The organism is Phenylobacterium sp. LjRoot225, assembly GCF_964252855.1.
Classification (GTDB): Bacteria; Pseudomonadota; Alphaproteobacteria; order Caulobacterales; family Caulobacteraceae; genus Phenylobacterium.
In genome coordinates, this window is record NZ_CAXUPL020000005.1 from 1 (window position 1) to 20,641 (window position 20,641).

A 20,641-nucleotide genomic window follows, 5' to 3' on the forward strand; every position below is an offset into this window, starting at 1 on the left:
GTCGAGGTCGACCCGTACATGCCGCACGTCGCCTTCGATCGCGCCGTGCGGCGTGCGGTAGGCGGCGACGGGAACGCCTATGTCCCGACCAACATCAAGCGTCTCGGTGTTTCCGGTGGGCATCAGCACGCTGATCGGCAGCTTGCCCCGGGCGAGTTCCTCTCGGCCGCTGCTGAGAATAACCTCGGCGGGTCCGCCTCGACTGGAGACGGCGAACCGCATCCGGAGCGTCTGCTTTCCGGCAGCCAGCGCCTTGTCGGCGCGGATTGAGGTGGTTTCGACCGGATCGCTCGAGCGGGCCCAAGTGAACGCCGGCCGACCCTGGTCCAGATAGAGGCTCCAACCGCCGAAACGGCTCCCGAGCGCAACAACGGCGCCGGACGCATCGGGCCTGTCGAGCACCAAATCCGCCTCGAGGGTGTAGGAGCGGCCGATTAGCCGGGGCTCGGCGCTCATAGGCAGGCTGACGTCCTTGCCCCAGAAGTCGAAGTGCTTGCGCCCGCTGCCGGCCAGCGTCTCCAGACTGGCGCGGCCGCGCCCTGCGGTGTGGAAGAGGGGGAAGACGTTGTTTTGCTCAGCCTCCCGATTCCAGTCCCGTATCATGGCCTGCATGCGCACCGGCTCCTTTGCCGAAAGGTCGGTCGACTGGCTGAAATCGCGGGTAAGGTCATACAGCGACCACCTAATCGGCGGCTTGGGGCCTTCCTTTGCGGCCATCTCCCAGGCGAGCCGGCCATCATCGCCGCTGAGAAACCAGCCGTCCTTGTAAAGCCCGACCTTGCCACCCAGCTCGAAGTACTGGGTGCGGGGCTTGGCAGGCTCGCAGCGCGACAGGCTGGCCAGCAGGCTCAGGCCATCGATCGGCTTCTGATCGACGCCGTTGACCTGCCTCGGCGCCGGGATCTTCGCCGCTTCGAGCACCGTCGGAACGAAGTCGATCGCATGACCGAACTCGGCGCAGACCGACCCCGGCCGGGCCACATGGCCATTCCAAGTCATGATCATACCGTTGCGGACGCCGCCCAGCATGGAGCCGTACTGCTTGCCCTGTGGGAGCGGGGTGTTCATGGCCATGGCCCAGCCCGCCTGGTAGTTGCCGTAGCTTTCCGGCCCGCCGAGTTGGTCGGCGTTGGCGTAGATGAAGGCCTCGCGCTCATCGTCGGCGCCCATGGCGCGCAGCTCGTTGAACGCGCCCTTCGGGCTGCCTTCCATGCTGGCGCCGTTGTCGCCCAAGATCACGGCGAACAGCGTGTTGTCGAGCTCGCCCATGCGCTCGAGCTCGGCGAGGACGCGGCCATACTGCTCGTCCATATAGGCCATCTGCCCTGCGGCGGCCTCCATGGCGCGAGCGGCGTAGGCCTTCTGCTGCGGGCTGAGCGATGACCAGGCCGGGATCTCGGCAGGGCGGGGCGTCAGCCGCGTACCCTTGGGCACGACACCGGCCGCAATCTGGCGGCGCAGCGTCTCCTCGCGCACCCTGTCCCATCCCTGATCGAACTTGCCCCTGAAGCGGGCGATGTATTCAGCGGGAGCCTGGTGCGGGGCGTGGGTGGCGCCCGGCGCGTAGTAGATGAGGAATGGCTTGTCCGGCGCGCCGGCCTTCTGGTTGTGCACCCAGCGGATGATGTCGTCCGACAGACGCCGATCGAGCATCCTGCCGCCGCCTGCACCGCCTTCGTCCGGGGCCAGCATGTTCGTGCCGCGATGCAGGACGGGCTCGAATTGATCGGCGTCGCCGGCGACGAAGCCGTAGAAGTAGTCGAACCCGAGCCCCGTGGGCCAGCTGTCGAACGGACCGGCCTCGCTGCGATCGGCACCCGGCGTGTTGTGATGCTTGCCGAACATGGCCGTGCTGTAGCCGTTCAGGCGCAGCACCTGCGCGATGGTGGCGGTCTGCGGCAGGATGCGGCCGCCGTAGCCGGGAAAGCCCGTGGGCAGATCCGACAGGTAGCCGACGCCGGCGTTGTGATGGTTGCGGCCGGTGAGCAGCGAAGCGCGGGTCGGCGAGCAGATCGCCGTCGTATGGAAGCGATTGTAGCGCTGGCCCATCGCGGCCAGCCGGTCGAAGTGGGGCGTCGGCACCGGCCCGCCGAACGCGCTCGACATCGCAAAGCCCGTGTCGTCCGACATGAACAGGAACACGTTCGGCGCCCCTTGCGGCGGGCGAACGGGCCGAAGGGGCGCTGGCTTGGCGTCGGCGGCGTTCTCGGCGATCACGCCGGAGAAAGGCGAAGGCCCGATCGGCAGCACAGTGCGGTCCTGCGCCTTCGCGCCGACGGACGCCGATATGGCGAGGACGGCGCAGCCAAGCATCAGACGGGATTTCATGCGTGCGGATCCTCAGATTTATTGTGGAACCGCGAACGCCGCGGCCGCCATTGCGATGGCGCTCTCGAATTTGATCAGGGCGGCCGTGGGCGTAAGACCTTCGTCCCGGTCGATGATCTGGAGCATGGTGCTGAGCATGCTGACGACCAGGCGCATCCGCGTTCGCCCGTCAGGTTGCGCGCCGCTCGGCAACAAAGCGTTCAGCCGATCGGTGACGCGCTCGGTCTCCGGATACTCCTCGATCACCAGTCCGCGCGCGGCCGCCAGGCCCGAGCGCTCCAGCGCCGCCAGGAAACGAGCAAAGCTGTGCTTGCCGGCGCCGTCCGTCTGCTCGAACAGCGGGAGCGCGAAGACCCTCAGCAGGTTGGGCGCGGCCAAAGGTCGGCCGGCCGCCTCCAGCTCCGCCAGCAGCTCGGCCCGTCGGGCGTCGATAGCCGGCAGCCGATGATGGAACACGGCCTGGATCAACTGATCTTTGCCGCCGAAATGATAAGCGACAACATTGGTGTTGAGCGAGCCAATGGCCGCCCCGATCTGGCGCGCCGAGACGGCCTCTACCCCGAGTTCCGCGAACAGCGTCTCGGCCGCTTCGATCAGCGCGACGCGCGTGGCCTCGCGTCGTGGATCGTTCCGTTTCCGAGCAGTGTTCGCCATGGCCCCTCTTCCTGCATACAAAATGAGGCAGATGCGTTATCTTAGTCAAGCGGCTGTTGTGCGGCCGCCGAGCTGGTGGAGGCTTGATGCGACAGACGGCTGCTTTCGGCGGCCCAAGGACGCAAGGCATGCGCCGCATCAGCGGCGACGCCTTCGCCATGGGATCAGAGCGCTTCTATCCCGAGGAACGGCCGGTCAGGCGCGTGCGCGTGAGCGATTTCTGGATGGACGAGACCCCGGTGACGAACGCCCAATTCGCGCAGTTCGTGCGGGAAACCGGCTACGCCACCTTCGCCGAAAAGGCCCCGGACCCGAGGCTGTATCCCGGGATGGATCCATCCACGGCCAGGGCGGGCTCCGCTGTTTTTGCGCCCCCCGCCGGTCTGGCTGACCCGAATCGCCCGCCGCAGTGGTGGGCCTTCTGCTTCGGCGCCGACTGGGCGCATCCGCGCGGGCCTGAGAGCTCGATCGAGGAGCTTTGGGATCATCCCGTGGTGCATGTGGCCTATGAAGACGCCGAAGCCTACGCCCGCTGGGCCGGCAAGAGCCTCCCTACGGAAGCCGAGTGGGAAGTCGCTGCGCGTGGCGGGTTGGACGGCTGCGAGTACGCGTGGGGCGACGAGCTAGCTCCAGGCGGGGCGATGCTCGCGAACTACTGGCAAGGCGCCTTCCCCCACGAAAACCTCAAGCTGGACGGCTGGGCGCTCACATCGCCGGTGAAGTCCTACCCGGCTAACGGCTACGGCCTCCACGACATGATCGGCAACGTCTGGGAATGGACCCGTGACTGGTATGCGGAGCCGAAGAGCGAGCTCTCGACGAAAGCCGCATGTTGCGCGGCGGACAACCCGCGCGGGCCGAGGCGCGACCAGAGCTTCGATCCCGCCGATCCGATGCGCAGGCCGCGCAAGGTCCTGAAGGGCGGCTCGCACCTCTGCGCCGAGAACTATTGCCAGCGTTATCGCCCGGCCGCGCGCCACCCCCAGAGCATCGACACGACGACGAGCCACGTGGGCTTCCGGTGCGTGCTTCGCACCTCCGGGTGAGCTGAGGCGCTCGAGCCAGCGCGTATGTCCTCGATCCACCCTCAGCAGTCATTCGGAACGTCCGTTTGTCGGACGCGGTCGATCGCGAGATCCCGCGGCGGCGCGACGGCGACCGCCGGATCAGCCCTGCCTCAATCCGCCGGAGAACGGCCCTCGCCTTGCGGAGGATAGTCGCCGCTGTAGCCCAGAATCCGTGAGATCCGCTCGCCGGCCTGCAGAACCAGCAGCTCGGCCCGGGCGCGATGGGCCGCGACGCGGTCCGTCGGGCCGGCGATGGAGACCGCGCAGAAGACCTCGCCTTCGCGATCGAACACCGGGCTGGCGACGCCGCTGGCGCCGTCGACGATGCCGTTGCGGTCGAGCACGACGGCGGTTTCGCGAACCTGGCGCAGCAGGTCCGGCATCTCGTCCTTGCGGGTGGTGTCGGCGGTGAACTGCAGGAAGTCGGTCTGGTCCAGGTAGCGCGCCTGGGCCTCCGGCGGCAGGAAGGCCAGCATCGCCTTGCCCGCCGCGACGCTGAACAGCGGCCGCCGGTTGCCGACCCGGACCGCAAACCGCAAAGGCGCCTCGGACTCGATGACGTCGACGTAGATGCTTTCGGCGCCTCGCTCGGAGAGCACGCAGAGCATCACCGTCTCGCCGGTTTCATGGGCCAGCCATTCGAGGACGGGCCGGGCGCAGGCCGGGAAGTCCGCCGAGGGCGCCGCCTGACCGATCAGGCGCGAGAGGCGGAAGCTCTCCGGCCCCGGGGTGTAGAGGCCCGCCTGGCGGATCACATAGCCGCCGTGCTCCAGGGTGGCGAGCAGCCGATGCAGGCTGGTCTTCGGCAGCTTCAGCTGCTGGCTGAGCTCGGCGAGGCCGGCGCCGCCGCGCTTGGCGGCGATGGCGATGAGCACCTCCGGAACCCGCAGGATCGCGCGCGGACCGGCGTCTTCCCTGTCCGTCCTGTCTGCGCCGTCCTTCGATGAATCCGCCCCCGCCACCGTGGCGCCGTCAGATGCCCATGCAGAGGTATTTGATCTCCATGTAGTCATCGAGGCCGTGGCGCGAGCCCTCGCGGCCGAGGCCCGACTGCTTGACCCCGCCGAAGGGGGCGACTTCCGTCGAGATCAGGCCGGTGTTGATGCCGACCATGCCGGCTTCGAGCGCCTCGGCCACCCGCCAGACGCGGCTGATGTCGCGGGCGTAGAAGTAGCTGGCCAGGCCGTATTCGCTGTCGTTGGCCTGGCGGATCGCGTCGGCCTCGTCCGTGAAACGGATCACGCCGGCCAGCGGGCCGAAGGTCTCTTCCTTGGCGATCTTCATCTCGGCGGTGACGCCGGAGAGGACCGTCGGCAGGAAGTAGCTTTCGCCCAGGCTCGAGCGCTCGCCGCCGACCAGCACCTTGGCGCCGCCGGCCACGGCGTCGCTCAGATGCTCCTCGACCTTGGCCACCGCCTTGTTGTCGATCAGCGGTCCGACTTCGGTCCCGGCGTCCAGGCCGTAGCCGACCTTGAGCTTGGCGACGCGGGCGGCGAGCTTCTGGACGAATTCGTCGTAGACGCCGTCCTGGACGTAGAAGCGGTTGGTGCAGACGCAGGTCTGGCCGCCGTTGCGGAACTTCGAGAGCACCGCGCCCTCGACCGCCGCATCGACGTCGGCGTCGTCGAAGACCAGGAAGGGCGCGTTGCCGCCGAGCTCGAGCGAGAGCTTCTTGATGGTCTCAGCGCTGTCGCGCATCAGCTCGCGACCGATCTCCGTCGAGCCGGTGAAGCTGATTTTCTGCACCACGGGATTGCGCGTCATCTCGCCGGCGATCGCGCGGGCGCTGCCGGTCACCACGTTGAAGACGCCCGCGGGCACGCCGGCCTCTTCGGCGAGCAGCGCCAGGGCCAGGGCGGAATAGGGGGTGGCCGAGGCCGGCTTCAGCACCACGGTGCAGCCGGCCGCCAGGGCCGGGCCGATCTTCCGGGTAATCATCGCCGAGGGGAAGTTCCACGGCGTGATCGCCGCGACCACGCCGATCGGCTGCTTCAGAACGACGATGCGCTTGTCGGCGGCGTGGCTGGGGATGACCTCGCCGTAGGCGCGCTTGCCCTCCTCGGCGAACCATTCGACGAAGGCGGCGGCGTAGGCGATCTCACCCTTGGCCTCGGACAGCGGCTTGCCCTGCTCGCGGGTCATCAGCTCGCCCAGCGCGTCCTGATTGGCCATCATCAGCTCGTAGAGCTTGCGCAGGATCTTGGCCCGCGCGCCGGCGGTGAGCGCCCGCCAGGCCGGCAGGGCGGCCTCGGCCGCAGCGATCGCCCGGGCGGTCTCCGCCGCGCCCATGTTCGGCGCCGTGCCGAGCGTCTCGCCGGTTCCCGGATTGGTCACCGAGATGGTGCCGCCGTTGTCCGCGTCGCACCAACGGCCGTCGATGTAGGCCTGTTCTTTGAAGAGGGTGCGGTCAGTCATGGCTTGCGATCTCTCAGTTCGTTGGGCGAGCGTCGGCGACAGCTCAGAAGGCGCGCGGTCGTCTCGCGTCGAATATGGCTCATGTGGCGTCGCACGCGATATCATCCAACCGCCGCCTTGAGCAAACTTCGACCTATCGACGGCGGATGGCTGGCTTGCCTGCCCTGGCGCCTGGCTGGACGGCATTGCTAACTGACGTCATAATTTAGCCCGACGAGCGACGGACTGCGGACCGATGCTGGCGATGCGGCCGGGGGCGCCTACCTTTGAGGAGCGCTCCGGCGCCGGAGCTAAAGAGGCCTGAGGCGTCTCATTCGGCGGATGACTTGCGAATTGAAATTCGACAGGTTGTCCGGAGAAATTTTTCGAAGGCCATCCGCGGGGGTCCGCCTCGACCGCCTGGCTTTCGCGAACAAGACCAAGGTGGAGGACATCGTGAACAAGCCGGTCGACATCAACAGGGGCAAGCCGGTCGAGATCGGCGTCGAAGATCTGCACGAGCCGCTGACCTATGGGGTCGAGGCGTTCGTCTCCCCGGAGTATGCGAAGGCCGAGCGCGAGCTCCTCTGGCCCAAGGTCTGGCAGATGGCCGGCCGCGTTGAGGAAGTTCCGAACGTCGGCGACTACATCACCTACGAGATCGGCGACGACTCCATCATCGTCTTCCGCACGGCCCCCGACACGCTCAAGGCCTATCACAACGTCTGTCCGCACCGCGGCCGTCGGCTGATCGACACGCCCGACGGCAAGAACAACGCCTGTGGCCACAAGAACAAGATCGTCTGCGGCTTCCACGGCTGGACCTTCGACCTGGACGGCAAGAACATCTACGTCCACGAGCCGCAGGACTGGAAGAACCAGCTGACCGCGGAAGACACCGCGCTGTCGAAGGTGAAGGTCGACACCTGGGGCGGCTGGATCTTCATCAACATGGATCTGGAGGCCGTGCCGCTCGAGGAATACCTGGGCGACGCCGCCAGGATCCTCGGCCCCTTCCAGTTCGAGAAGATGCGCTACAAGTGGCGCCAGTGGGTGATCTTCGACTGCAACTGGAAGACTGCGCTCGAAGCCTTCATGGAGCCGTACCACGTCGCCGGCACCCACACCCAGATGCTCGAGCATGGCGACTACTACGCCTACAGCGCCGCCTACGGCCTGCACGGCGTCAGCGGGTTCGACCAGCGCAATCCCGACCTGATGATGAAGCAGAGCAGCACCATCACCCGGGCCGGCAAGGGCGAGGATCCCCGCGTCTCCACCTACGAGCTGCAGAACGAAATCTACACGACGGTCAACAACGCCAGCACGACCGAGACCCTGGTCAACGCCGCCAGGCGGCTGGTCGACGAGCTGCCGGAGGGCACGCCCGCGCCGGAGGTGATCAAGCACTGGCTGGCCTCCGCCCGGGCCGACGACGCGGCGCGCGGCGTGGAGTGGCCGACGATCACCCCGGAGCAGATGGCGGAAGCCGGCCTCGCCTGGCACGTCTTCCCGAACATGTCGATCCTGCAGGGGATCACCTTCGCCCTCTGCTACCGCTCGCGCCCGTACGGCGACGACCCCAACAAGTGCATCTTCGAATCCTACGCCATCGAACGCTTCCCCGAAGGCCAGGAGCCGAAGACCGAGTGGGTCTACGCCGAGGCCACCGGGGAGAAGTGGGGCATGGTGCTGGCCCAGGACTTCGGGAACATGGCCGCGGTGCAGAAGGGCATGCGCTCGCGCGGCTTCCGCGGAACCCTGCCCAATCCGCACCAGGAACAGAAGATCACCAACTTCCACCGCAACCTGGCCCACGTCATGGGCACGGGCTCGCCGCGGCTCCTGAAGAAGTAGGCCTGAGCGAGGCTTTGGCGCGGTCGTCCGTGACGGCCGCGCCGCTGGATGGAGGGGTGCAAGGGTCGCGCGGAGGGCCTGAGGCCCGGGGTCAGTTGTAGCTGCGGATCTCTTTGACCCGGCCCGGCCGGCTCGGCTTTTGCGTCTTGGTCCGCTCGGCCTTCGCGGGCGGCTGGACGTACGAATCGATCAGCTCGCGCAGGGCGAGCGCCAGGCCCGGGCTTATCGTGACGGCCTGATTGAAGTTGAGATGGCCGCCCGCCTTCAGGCCGAAGCTTATCCGGATCATTCCGTCGATGACGTTCAGAAAGACCTGGTTGGCATAGACGCCGGCGGGTTGCAGCGCCGCCTGCTGCTCAGCGCTGACTTCGTCGACGTCGCTCATGGGGCTTCCTCCGGAAGCGAGCAGAATTGCGCGAAAGCTCGTTTCGATCTGTCTAGCGTCAGACAAAGACGCGCGAGGCGCCATTTGATCGGTGACGGCCGTTTTCGTGCGACGCGATCAGGCGGGTCCGGAGCGTTCGCCCTCGCCGAGGCGCGCCAGGTCGGCGGCGAAGATCCGGGTGTCATGCGCTTCCAGCGCCGCTTTCACCGCCTCCAGCTGCCGGCGCAGGTCCTCCACGCCGGCGTCGTCGACGAGGCCGGCCAGCCACGACTGGGGTTCTGCAGGTGGGTGGGCCATCGTGTTAATACGTCCCATTCTCGCTTGAGTTGCATTTGACGTGCAGATTGCGGCTTGATCGTGGCGGGGTCAGGCTTGCGATCGTGCGCCCGCGTCGCTAGCGAAGCGGACGGGGCGGGGGACCGCGCAACCGAGATCGTCGTCTCCCGGCGGTCGAGCGCCGGCGTCGGCCAGCGCCGGGTCCGCAATGCGAAGGAAATTGGGAATGGCCGGGCGGGGACCGAAGGGGGCGGCGAAGCGGACGCTGCTGCTCGACACGGCGGAGAAGCTGATTGTCGCCGAGGGCTACGCGGCCGTGAGCACGCGGCGCGTCGGGCTGGAGGCCGGGGTCAAGCCGCCGCTGGTCCACTACTATTTTCCCACGACGGAAGACCTCCTGCTGGCCGTCTACGAACGCGCCGCCCAGCAGGCGCATCAGCGGACGCTCGAGGCGCTCAGCGCGCCGCAGGCGCTGCAGGCGTTCTGGACCCTGAGCCGGGAATCCGCGCACACCAGCCTCGGCACCGAGCTCTACGCCCTGGCCAATCATCGCAAGGGGATCCGCACCGAGATCGCCCGCACCGCCGTCGACTTCCGCGCCAGCGAGGCCGAGGCGCTCTCGCGGGCTCTGGGCGAACGCCTCGACCAGAGCATCTGCGATCCGAAGGCGCTGATCGTCCTCATCAGCGGGATCTCGCGGATCCTGGTCATGGAGGAGGCGACCGGTCTCACCGACGGCCACGCCGAGGTGCGCGCCCTGATCGACTGGTTGCTCAAGCGCGTGGCGCGCCCGGAGCCACAGGACGAGCCCGCCGAACAACCGGCGTCTTGACTCGTCCAGATACGAATGTTGAGTAGGTGTTCAGTTTTCTGAGCCGGCCCGCCTCCGACAGCTGATCTGATCGGACGCTGAGCGCTGCTGAAGCGGCTCGGATCTGCAGTGGGAGGATAACAATAATGTTCAAGCAGATTTGCTTCTTTCGGAAGCGTCCGGACATGACCATGGAAGAATTCATGGACTACTACGAGAACCAGCACTCGCAGCTGTCCAAGCGCTCCGGGCGCGCGCCCTCGATCCCCAATGCTCAGCGCTATGTGCGGCGCTATCTGAAGCCGGAAATGAACCCGGTCACGGGCGAGGTGCTCGACCCGGGCTATGACTGCATCATGGAGATCTGGTGGAATAGCCGGGAAGACTTCGAAAATTCGCAACGGATCATCAGCGATCCGGACCGCCTGCCGTCCGTGAAGGAGGACGAGAACAACCTCTTCGCGTCTCACAGCAATCCGGTCTGCTCCGTCGAAGAGTACGACTCCCCGATGGGTCCCAACGGGGAGGCGACGCGGGTCGAACTGAAGCACGGGGACTGAACAACTGCGACCTGCACCACCCTCCCGCCGTCGCTGCCGCGGTGGCGGGAGGTAGGGCCCCGCTCAGCTCTGCCGGTGTCCCGTGGCGTCGGATTCCTTGAAGACCGGGATCGGCTCGACCGCCTGCATCATCACCAGCGGCAACAGCCGCTGCGTGGAGGCCTGGTAGGCCGTGTAGAAGGGGAAGCCGTCCTGCATGAAGGCCCAGACCTTCTCACGCTCGGCGCCCTGGGGCTCGCGCCAGGTTCCGCGGAAGGCCTGGGTGGCGACCTGGAACTCGACCTCCGGGCTGGCGATGAGGTTGAGGTACCACTCGGGGTGCTCGTCGGCGCCGCCCTTCGAGGCGCAGATCACCACTTCGCCGCCGATGTCGCCGTAGCAGAGGGCGGTGATGAAGGTCTTCCCGCTCTTGCGGCCCTTGTAGCGGATCATGCAGTGCGTCGCGAAGACGCGGCCGCCGACCGCGGTGATGTCCATGATGTGTCCTTCGGCGCCGCCGGAGCGAAGGTACATTTCCCGGTGTTCGGTGACCCAGTCGCGTCGTGTCGCGGAGATCGCAGCGCTGCTCTCGTTGCTCATCGGAAGCTCCCTTGCGGCCGGCCGAGCTCGACCCGTTTCCTCACGTCCCAGAGTCTTCGCCTGTCGCCTGATTGCAAGCCGTTAGCCTGAACCCGCGACCCGTCCAAGCCAAAAGTTGAACATAAGTTCAATTCCGATTGACCCTTGCGGATCTCTCTGGCTACCAAGGCGTAGTGAGCGCGAACGCGCGAGGGGCGGCGCAAACGCCGAGCCAATGGGAGGTCCCATGGGAGGTTCAGTGTCCAGCCGCGCCTTGGCCGCCGCCGCGCACGCCGCCGCATCGGTCATCCACGGGCCCCCGCTGAACGCCCAGCCGGGATTGGGGGCGCTGACCCTGCCGGGATATCTGCGCGAGGTGACGAGCCGCTTCGCCGAGCGCGAGGCGATGGTCGTGCACCAGACCGACGGCCAGGTCGCGCGGTGGACCTACGCCGACCTCTGGTCCCAGGCCGTGGAGGTCGCCCGCGCCCTTGCGGCCTGCGGCGTCGGCAAGGACAGCCGGGTCGGCGTCATGATGACCAACCGTCCGGAATGGCTCGCCGCCTTCTTCGGGATCGGTCTCGCCGGCGGCGTGGCGGTCACGCTCAGCACCTTCTCCACCCCGGCGGAGCTGGAACAGCTGCTGCAGGCCAGTTGCGTCAGCGTCCTGCTGTTCGAGGGCCAGGTCCTGAAGAAGACCTTCGCCGCCATCCTGGCGGAGCTGGCGCCGGAGATCCTGACCGCCGCCCCGGGCGGGCTCGCCGCGCCCAACTTCCCCTTCCTGCGGCGACTGGTCATGGTGGGCGAGGGCGCGCCCCAAGGCGCTATCGAGACCTGGCCGCAGTTCCTGGCGCGCGGCGCGGCGATCTCGCCGGCGCTCGTCGAGCGGACCGCCGCCGCCACAGCCCCGGCCGATCCGGGCGTGATCTACTTCTCCTCCGGCTCGACCGGCCGACCGAAGGGCATCCTCAGCAGCCATCGGGCAGTGGCGCTGCAGCTCTGGCGCTGGGTCTGGTACACGGGCGTCGACGACGACGTGCGCTGCCTGAGCGCCAACGGCTTCTTCTGGTCCGGCAACTTCTGCCAGACCCTGGGCCCGACCCTCTCCTCCGGCGGCGCCCTCATCCTGCAGCCGACCTTCGAGCCCGCCGAGGCGCTGCGGCTGATGGAGGCCGAGCGGGTCACCATGCCGGTCGGCTGGCCGCACCAGTGGGCGCGCTTCGAGGAGGCGCCGAACTTCGCTCGCACGGACCTGTCCAGCCTGCGCTATGTCGATGTGCAGACCGCGCTCGGCCGGCATCCGACGGTCTCGACGACCTGGGTCGAGCCGAAATGGTCCTATGGAAACACCGAGACCTTCACCATCGTCACCGGCTTCCCGGCGAACACCCCGGCCGAGGTCGCCGACGACACCCATGGCCAGGCGCTGCCGGGCGCGGTGATCAAGGTCGTCGACCCCCTGACCGGCGAGGTCCTGCCCCGCGGCCAGTCCGGGGAGATCGCCGTCAAGGGCGTGACCCTGATGCTGGGCTATCTGGGCGTTCCGCTCGACGAGACCCTGGACGCCGAGGGCTTCTTCCGGACCGGCGACGGCGGCCGTATCGACGACCGCGACCGGCTGGTCTGGGAAGGCCGGATGACCGACATCATCAAGACCGGCGGCGCCAACGTCTCGCCGATCGAGGTGGACGCCGAGCTGGCCGCCTGTCCGGGCGTCAAGCTCAGCCGGACGGTCGGCGTGCCCCACGCCACCCTCGGCGAGCTGGTGGTGAGCTGCGTGGTGCTCGAGCCCGGCGCCACGCTGGACGAGGCCGCGGTGCGCGACTTCCTGCGGGCGCGGCTGGCCAGCTACAAGACGCCGCGTAGAGTGCTGTTCGTCGGCGACGACGAACTCAGCTTCACCGGCAGCGCCAAGGTCAAGACCAGCGGCCTGAGAGACCTCGCGCTCAAGCGGCTCCAGGCGGAACCGAACCAGGAACGGTAGGTCACATGTTCGAAGTCCAGCACGCCTCCCCCCGCGTCGGTTCGGTGATCCGGACCACCAAGGAAGAGATGGTCAGCGGCGCCCACGCCGAGGAGATCAACCGGCTGCTCAAGGAACGCAGCGCCCTGGTCTTTCCGCAGGTCCATTTGACCCCGGAAGAACAGCTCGCCTTCGCCAGCACGATCGGCGAGGTCTTTCTCGTCGGCGGCAAGGAGATGCAGAAGATCTCGCTCGACCCCGAGGTGAACCCGGTGGCCGACTACACCCGCGGAGCCTTCTACTGGCATATCGACGGCGCCAACGACGACATCCCGGCCAAGGCGACCATGCTCAACTGCCGCGTTCTGGCCGAGGAAGGGCAGGGCGACACCATGGTGGCCAACACCTACGCCGCCTATGAGGACCTGCCCGACGAGGACAAGACGCTGGTGGCGGGCCTGCGCGTGCGCCACTGCCTGGAGAGCACCCAGCGCATGGTCAACCCCGACCCGACCTACGCCGAGTTGCAGCGCTGGCAGTCCTATCCGTCGAAGTCGCACCCGCTGGTCTGGACCCACCCCGGCGGCCAGAAATCGCTGCTGATCGGCGCGACCGCCTACTATGTCGAGGGCATGAGCTTCGAGGAGGGCAAGGCGCTGCTCTGCCGCCTGCAGGAGTTCGCGACCCAGCCGCAATATGTCTATCGCCACCGCTGGTCGGTGGGCGACTTCCTGCTGTTCGACAACACCGGCGCCATGCACAAGGCCGCGCCCTACGACACCAGGAGCAAGCGCCTGATGGACCGCACGACGCTGCACGGCGAGGAATCGGTCGCCTGAGGGCAGGGGCGGCTCGCCGTCCGAAGCCCTTCAGTCGGTCGAGGCCAGGTCTTTCGGCAGCGCGCGGGCGGCGAGGTGGAAGTGCCAGGCCGACCACAGGATGGTGATCCCCATCAGGCACATGGCGTAGCGCAGGGACTCGTCGCCGAAACGCGGCGCCCAGGCGTCGCTCGCCCAGCCGACCGCCAGCGGACCGACCGAAGATCCGACCAGGGTGAGGCAGAAGCTCAGCACCGCCGCCGCGGTGGCGCGCATCTGGCCGGTGGCCAATAGCTGGGCCGTGGCGAACGAGGGGGCGAAATACAGCAGGCCAAAGACGTAGGTCAGCGTCAGCAGGGCCACCGCCAGAACGGGGTCGGGCGCGAGCCAGGCCCCCAGCGCGGTCGGCAGCGACAGCAGCTGGCCGATGGCGGGGATGCGCTGGCGCCAGCGCACGTCGCGCCGGCCCAGGTGGTCGCTGAGCCAGCCGCCGGCGAAGGTTCCGACCAGGCCGCCGACGCCGAAGGCGAGGCCGAAGCCCAGGCCCGCCTGGGCCGTCGAGAGGTGGTGCACGCGGATCAGGAAGGCGGACGCAAAGACGTTCATCGCATAGCTGCCGCAGGCGTAGAGGGCGCTGCCCGCCGCCATGTGCCGGAAGGCGGGCCGACCGAAGAGGTGGCGCACCGCCGCCCAGAAGCCTGAGGTCGGCGCCTGGCGCGCGGTCCCGTGGCCAAGCTCCGGCAGCACGAACCAGCAGACCAGCGCCAGCAGCAGACCGGGCAGGCCCACGATGAAGAAGGCCACTCGCCAGTTGGCGAGGTCGTTGATCCAGCCGCCCAGCACCAGGCCCAGCATGCTGCCGATGGGAACCCCGAGGGAGAAGATGGCCAGCGCCATCGCCCGACGCTCGGCCGTGCAGGTCCGCGAGATCAGGGCGTGGGCGGCGGGCGTGCAGCCGGCCTCGCTGCCCGCCACCCCGGCCCGCGCGATCAACAGATGGAAGAAGCTGCCCGCCAGGCCGCTCAACGCCGTCATCGCGCTCCAGACGCTGAGCGAGATCGTTAGCACCCGACGCGGGCTCCAGCGGTCGGCGATGTGGGCGAGCGGCAGGGCCGACAGCGAGAAGACCACGGCGAAGGAGAGCCCGGCCATCAGCGCGATCTGCGAATCCGTGAGATGCAGGTCGGCCTTGATGGCGCTGATCAGGATGAACGGCAGCTGCCGGTCGATGAAGTTGAAAACGTTGACCAGCACCAGCAGCGCCAGCAGGAGCCCGCCGCGTCCCGGGTAGGCGAGGCCGGCGGGCGGGGACGCCGCCCCCGCCTCCGAAGAGCCGACGTCCGCCGCCTTGGCTGGATCAACGATCGTCATGCTCTCGCTCCGGCCGCGGGAGACGCCAGGTCAGAACTCGAATTCGACGCCGACGCCGATCTGACGCTTCGGCGGAACCTTGAAGCTGTCGCCGGCCAGCACGTTCGGGGTGACGTCGATCCGGTAGACCTCGTCGGTGAGGTTGTTGGCCCACAGCGAGTAGGTCAGGCGTCCCTTGGGCTCCGTCCACGACAGGCGCGAGTTGACCACGGTGTAGGCCCCCTCGTGCGAGAGGTTGCCGGGCTGCCAGTAGAAGCCGGAATTGTACGATCCGCTCACCGTGCCGAGGAACTCGCCGCCCATCAGCGATGTGTTGTAGTTCAGGCGGAGGTTGGCGGTGACCTTCGGGGCGCGAGTCATCCGGCTGCCCGAGGCGTCGAAGGGCACGACCAGCTGCGCCACCGTCCCCTGGCCGGTGGCGCCTGGGATGGGCACCGTGACCTGAGCCCTGGTGTAGTCCTGGTATTTGGCGGTCGGCTGATATCCCACGCCGGCGTTGAACGAGAGATGGTCGGTCAGCCGGCCGTCTGCGGTGAACTCCACGCCCCGCATCTTCGCCTTGGCGGCGTTCGACAGCGCCACCAGCAGCAGGCCGTTGATCGTCGTGTGCGACGAAAGCTGAATGTCCTTGTACTTGTAGGCGTAGGCTGCGGCGGTGAAGGTGACGCCTTGCAGACGAGCCTTGGCGCCCACTTCGAAGGCCTTGATCTTCTCGGGATCGACCGGGTTCGGGATGAAGCTGTAGGCGTTGTAGACCCCGCTCTTGAAGCCGTTGCTGAACGAGGCGTAGACGTTCGCATCGTCCGCGAAATCGTATCGGCCGACGGCGCGGTAGGTGAAGCTGTTCCAGGTCTTGCGGGTGTCGGTGGACATCAGCGCCTGGCCGGCGGGCTTCACCAGGTCGCGGTAGCGGAAGGTCTTGGTCTCGGAGCTGTAGCGGCCGCCCAGCGTCAGGTGCAGCTTCTCGGTGGCGTTCCAGGTCAGGTCGGCGAAGCCCGCATAGGCGATGCTGCGCATGCGGTTGGTGAAGTTGGTGACGATCGTCCCGCCGGGCGCATCGCCCGCGTACTGGCGGAAGTAAGGATTGGAGGCCAGGGAGTTGTAGTAGAAGGCGCCGATCAGCCAGGACACGGCCTCGTCGGCCGGACCGGAGACGTTGATCTCCTCGCTGAAGCTCTTCTGATACTGGCTGATCTGATTGGCCGCGAGGGACTGGCTGGTCCGGTCGCTTTCCGCCTGCGAATGGACCTCGGCCTCGCGGTAGCCGGTGATCGAGCGGACGGTCACATCCTTGCTGGGCTCCCAATTGGCGTCGAGGCTGAGCCCGTCGCCCTTCACCCGCGCCCTCGGCTCGGTGGAGCCGGCGAAGGTGTAGGGGCCGTTGGGGATCGTCCCGGGCAGCTGCGGGAAGGGGTTGGTGCCGGCGGGGACCATGCTGATGAAGGTGATGTCGTTGCGCGACTGCCAGCTGTCGGCGGACAGCATGGCGTTGAAGACGTCGCTCGGCTCGAACAGCAGCTTGCCGCGGACCACGTAGTTGTCCGGCTTGGCGTAGGTCTTGCCGACGTTCGGGCCGATGCCCTTGATGTAGCCGTCGCCCTTGCGCAGGACGCCGCTCAGCGAGCCGGCGACCTTGTCGCTCAGCGGGCCGGTCAGATAGCCGCCGAGCTTCACCTCGTCGTAGCGGAAGCCGTAGTCGGCGCTCACGCTCCCTTGCGGCGTGAAGGATGGGCGGCGGGTGACGATGCGGATGGCGCCGCCGGTGGCGTTGCGGCCGAACAGCGTGCCCTGCGGCCCCTTCAGCACCTCGATCCGCTCGATGTCGGCCAGGTCGAAGAAGCCCGCGATCGGCGTGCCGATGGAGATATCGTCCAGGTAGAGCGCGACGTTGCTCTCGTCGCCCGGAGAGGTGCCCGAGGACTGGACGCCGCGGATCACCGGCACGAATCCGAAGCCGTTGTTGACGGTCACCAGGCCCGGCGTCGACTGCGACAGCTCGACTGTGGAGGTGATCCCGGCCTGGGCGAGCGCTTCACCGGAGACGGCCGAGACGGACATGGGCACGTCGATCAGGCGCTCGGAGCGCTTCTGCGCGGTGACGACGACCTCCGTCACCGTCGCCTCGCCCTGATCCTGCGCGGCCGCTGCACCGGCATGGGCGAGCGCGACAGCAGCCGTCATCAATAGAATACGCTTAGTCATGGCGCTTCCCCCTGTGCGATCGGGCGGCGCTGGTCAGCAGCCGCTCGAACGGTGTTTTTGATGCTCCGCGACTCACGGCCACGGTAGGGGACAGGAACTCACGCCTGATCTTGCATTGCAAGGATCGACGAACGGGAGTCCCTCGGCTGCACATCCGGTTGCTAGGGTGAGATTGGGCGCTCCGCGCCCTCTCTACTTTGGGCCGGTGGAATTCGTGCGCGGCCGTGGACGTATGCTAGGGAGCTTTCATGAGCCGGCGCCTCGCGGCTCCAACGTCAGGCCGGCAAGCCGGCCGTCGTTGCGCCAGTCGTCCAGCACGTCGAAGAAGGCCCCCGGGCCCCGGCCATAGCCGGCGTTGCGCTTCGCCGCCTCGGCGTTGATCTGGCCTTCGCCGTTGTAATAGCCGGGCGTGCAGCGCTCGAGGAACTCCTGGTTGAGCTGGGCCAACTCGATGATGGTCTCTACCCAGGCGTCTTCGGCGTCCCGGGTCGCCTCCATCCTGACGGCGTTCCGATCCTTCGCCGCGCGCAGGATGTAGGCCAGGTGCTTCGACTGCTCGTCCAGCGAATGGGTGAAGTTCACCGTGTGCGCGGACTGATCCCGCATGAAGATGAACAGGTTCGGGAAGCCGTGGACGTGCATGCCGTGCAGCGACGAGATGCCCTTCGCCCACTTCTGCGAAAGCCTGAGCCCGCCCGCGCCGACCACGTCGTAGCCTGAGCGCCCCGTATAGCTGGTGCCGATCTCGAAGCCGGTGGCGAACACCAGGCCGTCGAGCGGATATTCGACGCCCGCCGCGATCACCCCGCGCTCGGTGATCCGTTCGACGCCCTTCCCGTCCGTGTCGATCAGCGAGACGTTGGGGCGGTTGAAGGTCGGCAGATAGGCGTCGTGGAAACAGGGCCGCTTGCAGAACTGGCGGTAGTAGGGCTTCAGCGCCTCGGCCGTCGCCGGATCCTTCACGACCGTGGCGACGCGGGCGCGGATCTCCTCCATCTTGGCGAAGTCGGCCAGCTCCACCGCATCTGACGCGGCGTGTTCCGATCCCTCGAGGCCGGCCAGCGTCTCCTTGCGCAGGAAGCGGGTGAGGACGTCGGTCCAGCCGTCGTTGATCAGGTCGACCTCCGCCTGTCCGCCGGCGACGATGGTCGTGAAATTCTCCATCCGCGCCTTCTGCCAGCCCGGCGTCAGGCTCTTCCACCAGTCGAGGTCGGTCGGCCGGTCGTCGCGAACGTCCACCGAGGACGGCGTGCGCTGGAAGACGTAGAGGCGCTTCGCAGCCTCGCCCAGATGCGGGATGCACTGGATGGCGGTCGCGCCGGTGCCGATCACCCCGATGACCTTGTCGGAGAGCCGGTCGAGCCCGCCGTCCGGCCCGCCGCCGGTGTAGTCATAGTCCCACCGGCTGGTGTGGAAGGTATGGCCCTTGAAGGCCTCGAGGCCGGGAATGCCGGGAAGCTTCGGCTTGTGCGCCGGCCCGTTGGCCATGGCGACGAACCTGGCCCGCATCCGGTCGCCGCGATTGGTGGAGACGATCCAGCGCCGGCTCGCCCCGTCCCAGCGCAGCTCGGTGACCATCGTCTGCAGGCAGGCGTTGCGGTAGAGGTCGAAGCGCTCGGCGATGCGGCGGGAGTAGTCCAGGATTTCCGGCGCCGGCGTGTACTTCCGCCGGGGCATGAAGCCCATCTCTTCCAGCAGCGGCAGGTAGATGTAAGATTCCACGTCGCAGGCGGCGCCAGGATAGCGGTTCCAGTACCAGGTGCCGCCGAAGTCCCCGCCTTTCTCGATGATGCGGATATCCGTGAAGCCGGCTTCGCGCAGCCGCGCCCCGGCCAAGAGGCCGCCGAACCCGCCGCCGATCAGGATGACCTCCGTCTCGTCGTGCAACGGGGCGCGCTCGAACGGCTCGGTGTAGGGGTCGTCGAGGTAGGAGGCGAAGCGGCCCCCCATCTCGACGTACTGCCTGTTCCCGTCCGCGCGCAGGCGCTTTTCGCGTTCCTGGCGGTACTTCTCTCGCAGAGCGTCGGCGTCGAAATCGCGGCGGCTACGCTCAAGCTGTTCCATCCCGACCTTATTATCCCATCACTTTCCGGACGGCGAGGCGTCCATCCGCGCCGCCGGCTCGCGCGAGCCGGGCTTGAAAAAGTCGCGCACCGCCATGACGCGGTCTCCGGCGAAGCTTCCGATCATCAGGTCGGACCCGTATTGCACGGCCACGGTTCCACCGCCGAGCGGCGCGCCGGAGTGCGAAAAGATGCGTTCGGCCCGCATCGACGCAGGGTCGATCGCGTAGACGTCGAAGGCGGCCGGGCAGGGTGCGGCGGGCGTCACGAAGCAGGCCGATCCATCTGCGTCCGGGGTCATGCCGGTGACGAGCAGGCGGCCATCCGCGGTCCAGGAGCTGTTGTCGGGCTTCGGGACCGAGGCGGTCCCGACGACCTCGCCGCGGACCAGATCCACCTTGCGCACTTCGCCGCCCCCGGCCGCGCTGCTGAGGTAGGCATAGCGACCGACCGCGTCGATCTGGACGCCATTGGGCCTCGGCGCGGCGCTGCCCGCCTGCTCGCTGAACCCCTGACCCGGCGTCCAGCGCCAGAGGAGGCCGGTGGCCGGGTTGGGGCTCTTCGCGGCTTCGCTCGAGCCTGTCGCGCCCGTCCTGTGCATGGTCGTGACGAGCAGGCCGCCGCCGGGCGTCGCGACGACGTCGTTGAGCCGGTTGGGCGGGGGCGGAACGGCGCAGCCGCGCCAGCTCAGGAACCATTGGTCGCCCTTGCCGGTGAGCTCGAAGAACTCCACGGACTCGCGGTCGCCGTGATTGACCACCAGCAGCTGCCAGCCGCCGCCGCTGCGTTGCGACAGGTGGAAGCCATGCGGCAATAGCGCGGCGCCGATCTCGCCGGGACAGGTCGGGTCGCCCCAATCGGCGCGGCCAGGCGGCGCTGTGGCGGAAGGGTAGAGAACCGTGACGGCGCGCGTCTTCGGATCGAGCCATTTCAGGCTCCCGGGCCGTCCGACAATGCCAGCGGGACCGGTTGCGATATGCATGTCGCTGGCGATCACGCCGGCGCCGCCCGGAAGCACTTCCAGATCCTCCGGATGGGGCAGGCCGCAGTAAGGCGTCAGGTTCCCGATCGCCGCGCAGTCGGCCGCCTTCGCCGGCGCGACGGCGACCCCCAACATCAGCGTGGCGAGGGCCGGCAGAGCCAGCCGCCAGGCGGCCGCTGGGCCCGCCACGAACCTGATTCCTCTTGCGGCCATCTTCATCCCCTCCCTTTGCGCGGGCCGCGGTCGGACGTCGCCGCACGCTGGCTTCTCCAGAGGCGAGACTTCTACGATCACCGAGGCCTTCGGAAGGGGCGATCCAGATATGGGCCCCATCGGCCAAATCGATGGGTCA

The 20,641-nt window shown here is 67.8% G+C and carries 17 protein-coding genes; 6 read left to right on the top strand and 11 right to left on the bottom strand.

From position 1 onward, the window contains the following. Positions 1-2,328 (bottom strand): arylsulfatase (locus tag ACSQ2B_RS23540; RefSeq protein ID WP_436053770.1); only part of this gene is annotated, 2,328 nt, incomplete at its 3' end. 18 nt (positions 2,329-2,346) lie between these two features. After that, positions 2,347-2,982 carry a TetR/AcrR family transcriptional regulator gene (locus tag ACSQ2B_RS23545; protein WP_436053772.1) on the bottom strand — a complete coding sequence of 212 codons (636 nt, stop codon included), beginning with the start codon at positions 2,980-2,982 and terminating at the stop codon, positions 2,347-2,349. Between the two features lie 128 nt (positions 2,983-3,110). Between ACSQ2B_RS23545 and ACSQ2B_RS23550 the strand changes: the two genes are divergently transcribed. Continuing rightward, positions 3,111-4,028, top strand: a complete 918-nt coding sequence (locus tag ACSQ2B_RS23550; RefSeq protein ID WP_436053774.1) for a formylglycine-generating enzyme family protein — start codon at positions 3,111-3,113, stop codon at positions 4,026-4,028. Between the two features lie 131 nt (positions 4,029-4,159). Here ACSQ2B_RS23550 and ACSQ2B_RS23555 read toward each other — a convergent pair whose 3' ends face one another. Continuing rightward, positions 4,160-5,062: an IclR family transcriptional regulator gene (locus ACSQ2B_RS23555; RefSeq protein WP_436053776.1), complete on the bottom strand. Its 903-nt coding sequence runs from the start codon at positions 5,060-5,062 to the stop codon at positions 4,160-4,162. After that, positions 5,022-6,464: an NAD-dependent succinate-semialdehyde dehydrogenase gene (locus ACSQ2B_RS23560; RefSeq protein ID WP_436053778.1), complete on the bottom strand. Its 1,443-nt coding sequence runs from the start codon at positions 6,462-6,464 to the stop codon at positions 5,022-5,024. The genes ACSQ2B_RS23555 and ACSQ2B_RS23560 overlap by 41 nt, the downstream gene beginning before the upstream one ends. 435 nt (positions 6,465-6,899) lie before the next feature. On the opposite strand from ACSQ2B_RS23560, the gene ACSQ2B_RS23565 reads away from it, so the two are divergent. Further along, positions 6,900-8,300 (top strand): aromatic ring-hydroxylating oxygenase subunit alpha, encoded by a 1,401-nt coding sequence (locus ACSQ2B_RS23565; RefSeq protein ID WP_436053780.1) that lies wholly within the window; start codon positions 6,900-6,902, stop codon positions 8,298-8,300. 91 nt (positions 8,301-8,391) lie between these two features. Here ACSQ2B_RS23565 and ACSQ2B_RS23570 read toward each other — a convergent pair whose 3' ends face one another. Both ACSQ2B_RS23570 and ACSQ2B_RS23575 read right to left on the bottom strand, forming a co-directional pair. Further along, positions 8,392-8,685, bottom strand: a complete 294-nt coding sequence (locus ACSQ2B_RS23570; protein WP_436053782.1) for a hypothetical protein — start codon at positions 8,683-8,685, stop codon at positions 8,392-8,394. A 117-nt stretch (positions 8,686-8,802) separates the two neighbouring features. Beyond that, positions 8,803-8,982 carry a hypothetical protein gene (locus ACSQ2B_RS23575; RefSeq protein WP_436053784.1) on the bottom strand — a complete coding sequence of 60 codons (180 nt, stop codon included), beginning with the start codon at positions 8,980-8,982 and terminating at the stop codon, positions 8,803-8,805. 205 nt (positions 8,983-9,187) lie between these two features. On the opposite strand from ACSQ2B_RS23575, the gene ACSQ2B_RS23580 reads away from it, so the two are divergent. Both ACSQ2B_RS23580 and ACSQ2B_RS23585 read left to right on the top strand, forming a co-directional pair. Continuing rightward, positions 9,188-9,793, top strand: coding sequence for a TetR/AcrR family transcriptional regulator (locus ACSQ2B_RS23580; protein ID WP_436053786.1), 606 nt, complete (start codon positions 9,188-9,190; stop codon positions 9,791-9,793). Between the two features lie 125 nt (positions 9,794-9,918). Further along, the gene (locus ACSQ2B_RS23585; RefSeq protein WP_436053788.1) at positions 9,919-10,332 is read left to right on the top strand and encodes an EthD domain-containing protein; all 414 of its coding nucleotides are present in this window, start codon (positions 9,919-9,921) and stop codon (positions 10,330-10,332) included. 63 nt (positions 10,333-10,395) lie between these two features. Here the strand turns inward: ACSQ2B_RS23585 and ACSQ2B_RS23590 are convergent, their stop codons facing one another. Continuing rightward, a complete protein-coding gene (locus ACSQ2B_RS23590; protein ID WP_436053790.1) occupies positions 10,396-10,911 on the bottom strand; it encodes a nitroreductase/quinone reductase family protein in 516 nt (171 codons plus the stop codon). Between the two features lie 226 nt (positions 10,912-11,137). Here ACSQ2B_RS23590 and ACSQ2B_RS23595 point away from each other — a divergent pair, with 226 nt between their 5' ends. Beyond that, positions 11,138-12,874, top strand: coding sequence for a class I adenylate-forming enzyme family protein (locus ACSQ2B_RS23595; RefSeq protein WP_436053792.1), 1,737 nt, complete (start codon positions 11,138-11,140; stop codon positions 12,872-12,874). 5 nt (positions 12,875-12,879) lie between these two features. Beyond that, complete coding sequence (locus ACSQ2B_RS23600) at positions 12,880-13,692, top strand: TauD/TfdA dioxygenase family protein (RefSeq protein ID WP_436053794.1); 813 nt, start codon at positions 12,880-12,882, stop codon at positions 13,690-13,692. 30 nt (positions 13,693-13,722) lie between these two features. Here the strand turns inward: ACSQ2B_RS23600 and ACSQ2B_RS23605 are convergent, their stop codons facing one another. The 4 genes from ACSQ2B_RS23605 to ACSQ2B_RS23620 form a co-directional block, all read right to left on the bottom strand. Next, positions 13,723-15,042 (bottom strand): spinster family MFS transporter, encoded by a 1,320-nt coding sequence (locus tag ACSQ2B_RS23605; protein ID WP_436053796.1) that lies wholly within the window; start codon positions 15,040-15,042, stop codon positions 13,723-13,725. A gap of 30 nt (positions 15,043-15,072) precedes the next feature. After that, positions 15,073-17,244: a TonB-dependent receptor gene (locus tag ACSQ2B_RS23610; protein ID WP_436053797.1), complete on the bottom strand. Its 2,172-nt coding sequence runs from the start codon at positions 17,242-17,244 to the stop codon at positions 15,073-15,075. 246 nt (positions 17,245-17,490) lie between these two features. Beyond that, the gene (locus ACSQ2B_RS23615) at positions 17,491-19,308 is read right to left on the bottom strand and encodes a flavin-containing monooxygenase (RefSeq protein WP_436053799.1); all 1,818 of its coding nucleotides are present in this window, start codon (positions 19,306-19,308) and stop codon (positions 17,491-17,493) included. 18 nt (positions 19,309-19,326) lie between these two features. Then, positions 19,327-20,478 (bottom strand): hypothetical protein, encoded by a 1,152-nt coding sequence (locus ACSQ2B_RS23620; RefSeq protein WP_436053801.1) that lies wholly within the window; start codon positions 20,476-20,478, stop codon positions 19,327-19,329. Positions 20,479-20,641 lie beyond the last annotated feature (163 nt).

Bases quoted from the DNA above. Each gene is read 5' to 3' on its own strand.
- ACSQ2B_RS23585 (WP_436053788.1), top strand. From the start codon at position 9,919: ATGTTCAAGCAGATTTGCTTCTTTCGGAAGCGTCCGGACATGACCATG.
- ACSQ2B_RS23550 (WP_436053774.1), top strand. From the start codon at position 3,111: ATGCGCCGCATCAGCGGCGACGCCTTCGCCATGGGATCAGAGCGCTTC.
- ACSQ2B_RS23560 (WP_436053778.1), bottom strand. From the start codon at position 6,464: ATGACTGACCGCACCCTCTTCAAAGAACAGGCCTACATCGACGGCCGT.
- ACSQ2B_RS23555 (WP_436053776.1), bottom strand. From the start codon at position 5,062: ATGACTACATGGAGATCAAATACCTCTGCATGGGCATCTGACGGCGCC.
- ACSQ2B_RS23580 (WP_436053786.1), top strand. From the start codon at position 9,188: ATGGCCGGGCGGGGACCGAAGGGGGCGGCGAAGCGGACGCTGCTGCTC.
- ACSQ2B_RS23545 (WP_436053772.1), bottom strand. From the start codon at position 2,982: ATGGCGAACACTGCTCGGAAACGGAACGATCCACGACGCGAGGCCACG.
- ACSQ2B_RS23610 (WP_436053797.1), bottom strand. From the start codon at position 17,244: ATGACTAAGCGTATTCTATTGATGACGGCTGCTGTCGCGCTCGCCCAT.
- ACSQ2B_RS23595 (WP_436053792.1), top strand. From the start codon at position 11,138: ATGGGAGGTTCAGTGTCCAGCCGCGCCTTGGCCGCCGCCGCGCACGCC.
- ACSQ2B_RS23615 (WP_436053799.1), bottom strand. From the start codon at position 19,308: ATGGAACAGCTTGAGCGTAGCCGCCGCGATTTCGACGCCGACGCTCTG.
- ACSQ2B_RS23600 (WP_436053794.1), top strand. From the start codon at position 12,880: ATGTTCGAAGTCCAGCACGCCTCCCCCCGCGTCGGTTCGGTGATCCGG.
- ACSQ2B_RS23590 (WP_436053790.1), bottom strand. From the start codon at position 10,911: ATGAGCAACGAGAGCAGCGCTGCGATCTCCGCGACACGACGCGACTGG.
- ACSQ2B_RS23570 (WP_436053782.1), bottom strand. From the start codon at position 8,685: ATGAGCGACGTCGACGAAGTCAGCGCTGAGCAGCAGGCGGCGCTGCAA.
- ACSQ2B_RS23605 (WP_436053796.1), bottom strand. From the start codon at position 15,042: ATGACGATCGTTGATCCAGCCAAGGCGGCGGACGTCGGCTCTTCGGAG.
- ACSQ2B_RS23575 (WP_436053784.1), bottom strand. From the start codon at position 8,982: ATGGCCCACCCACCTGCAGAACCCCAGTCGTGGCTGGCCGGCCTCGTC.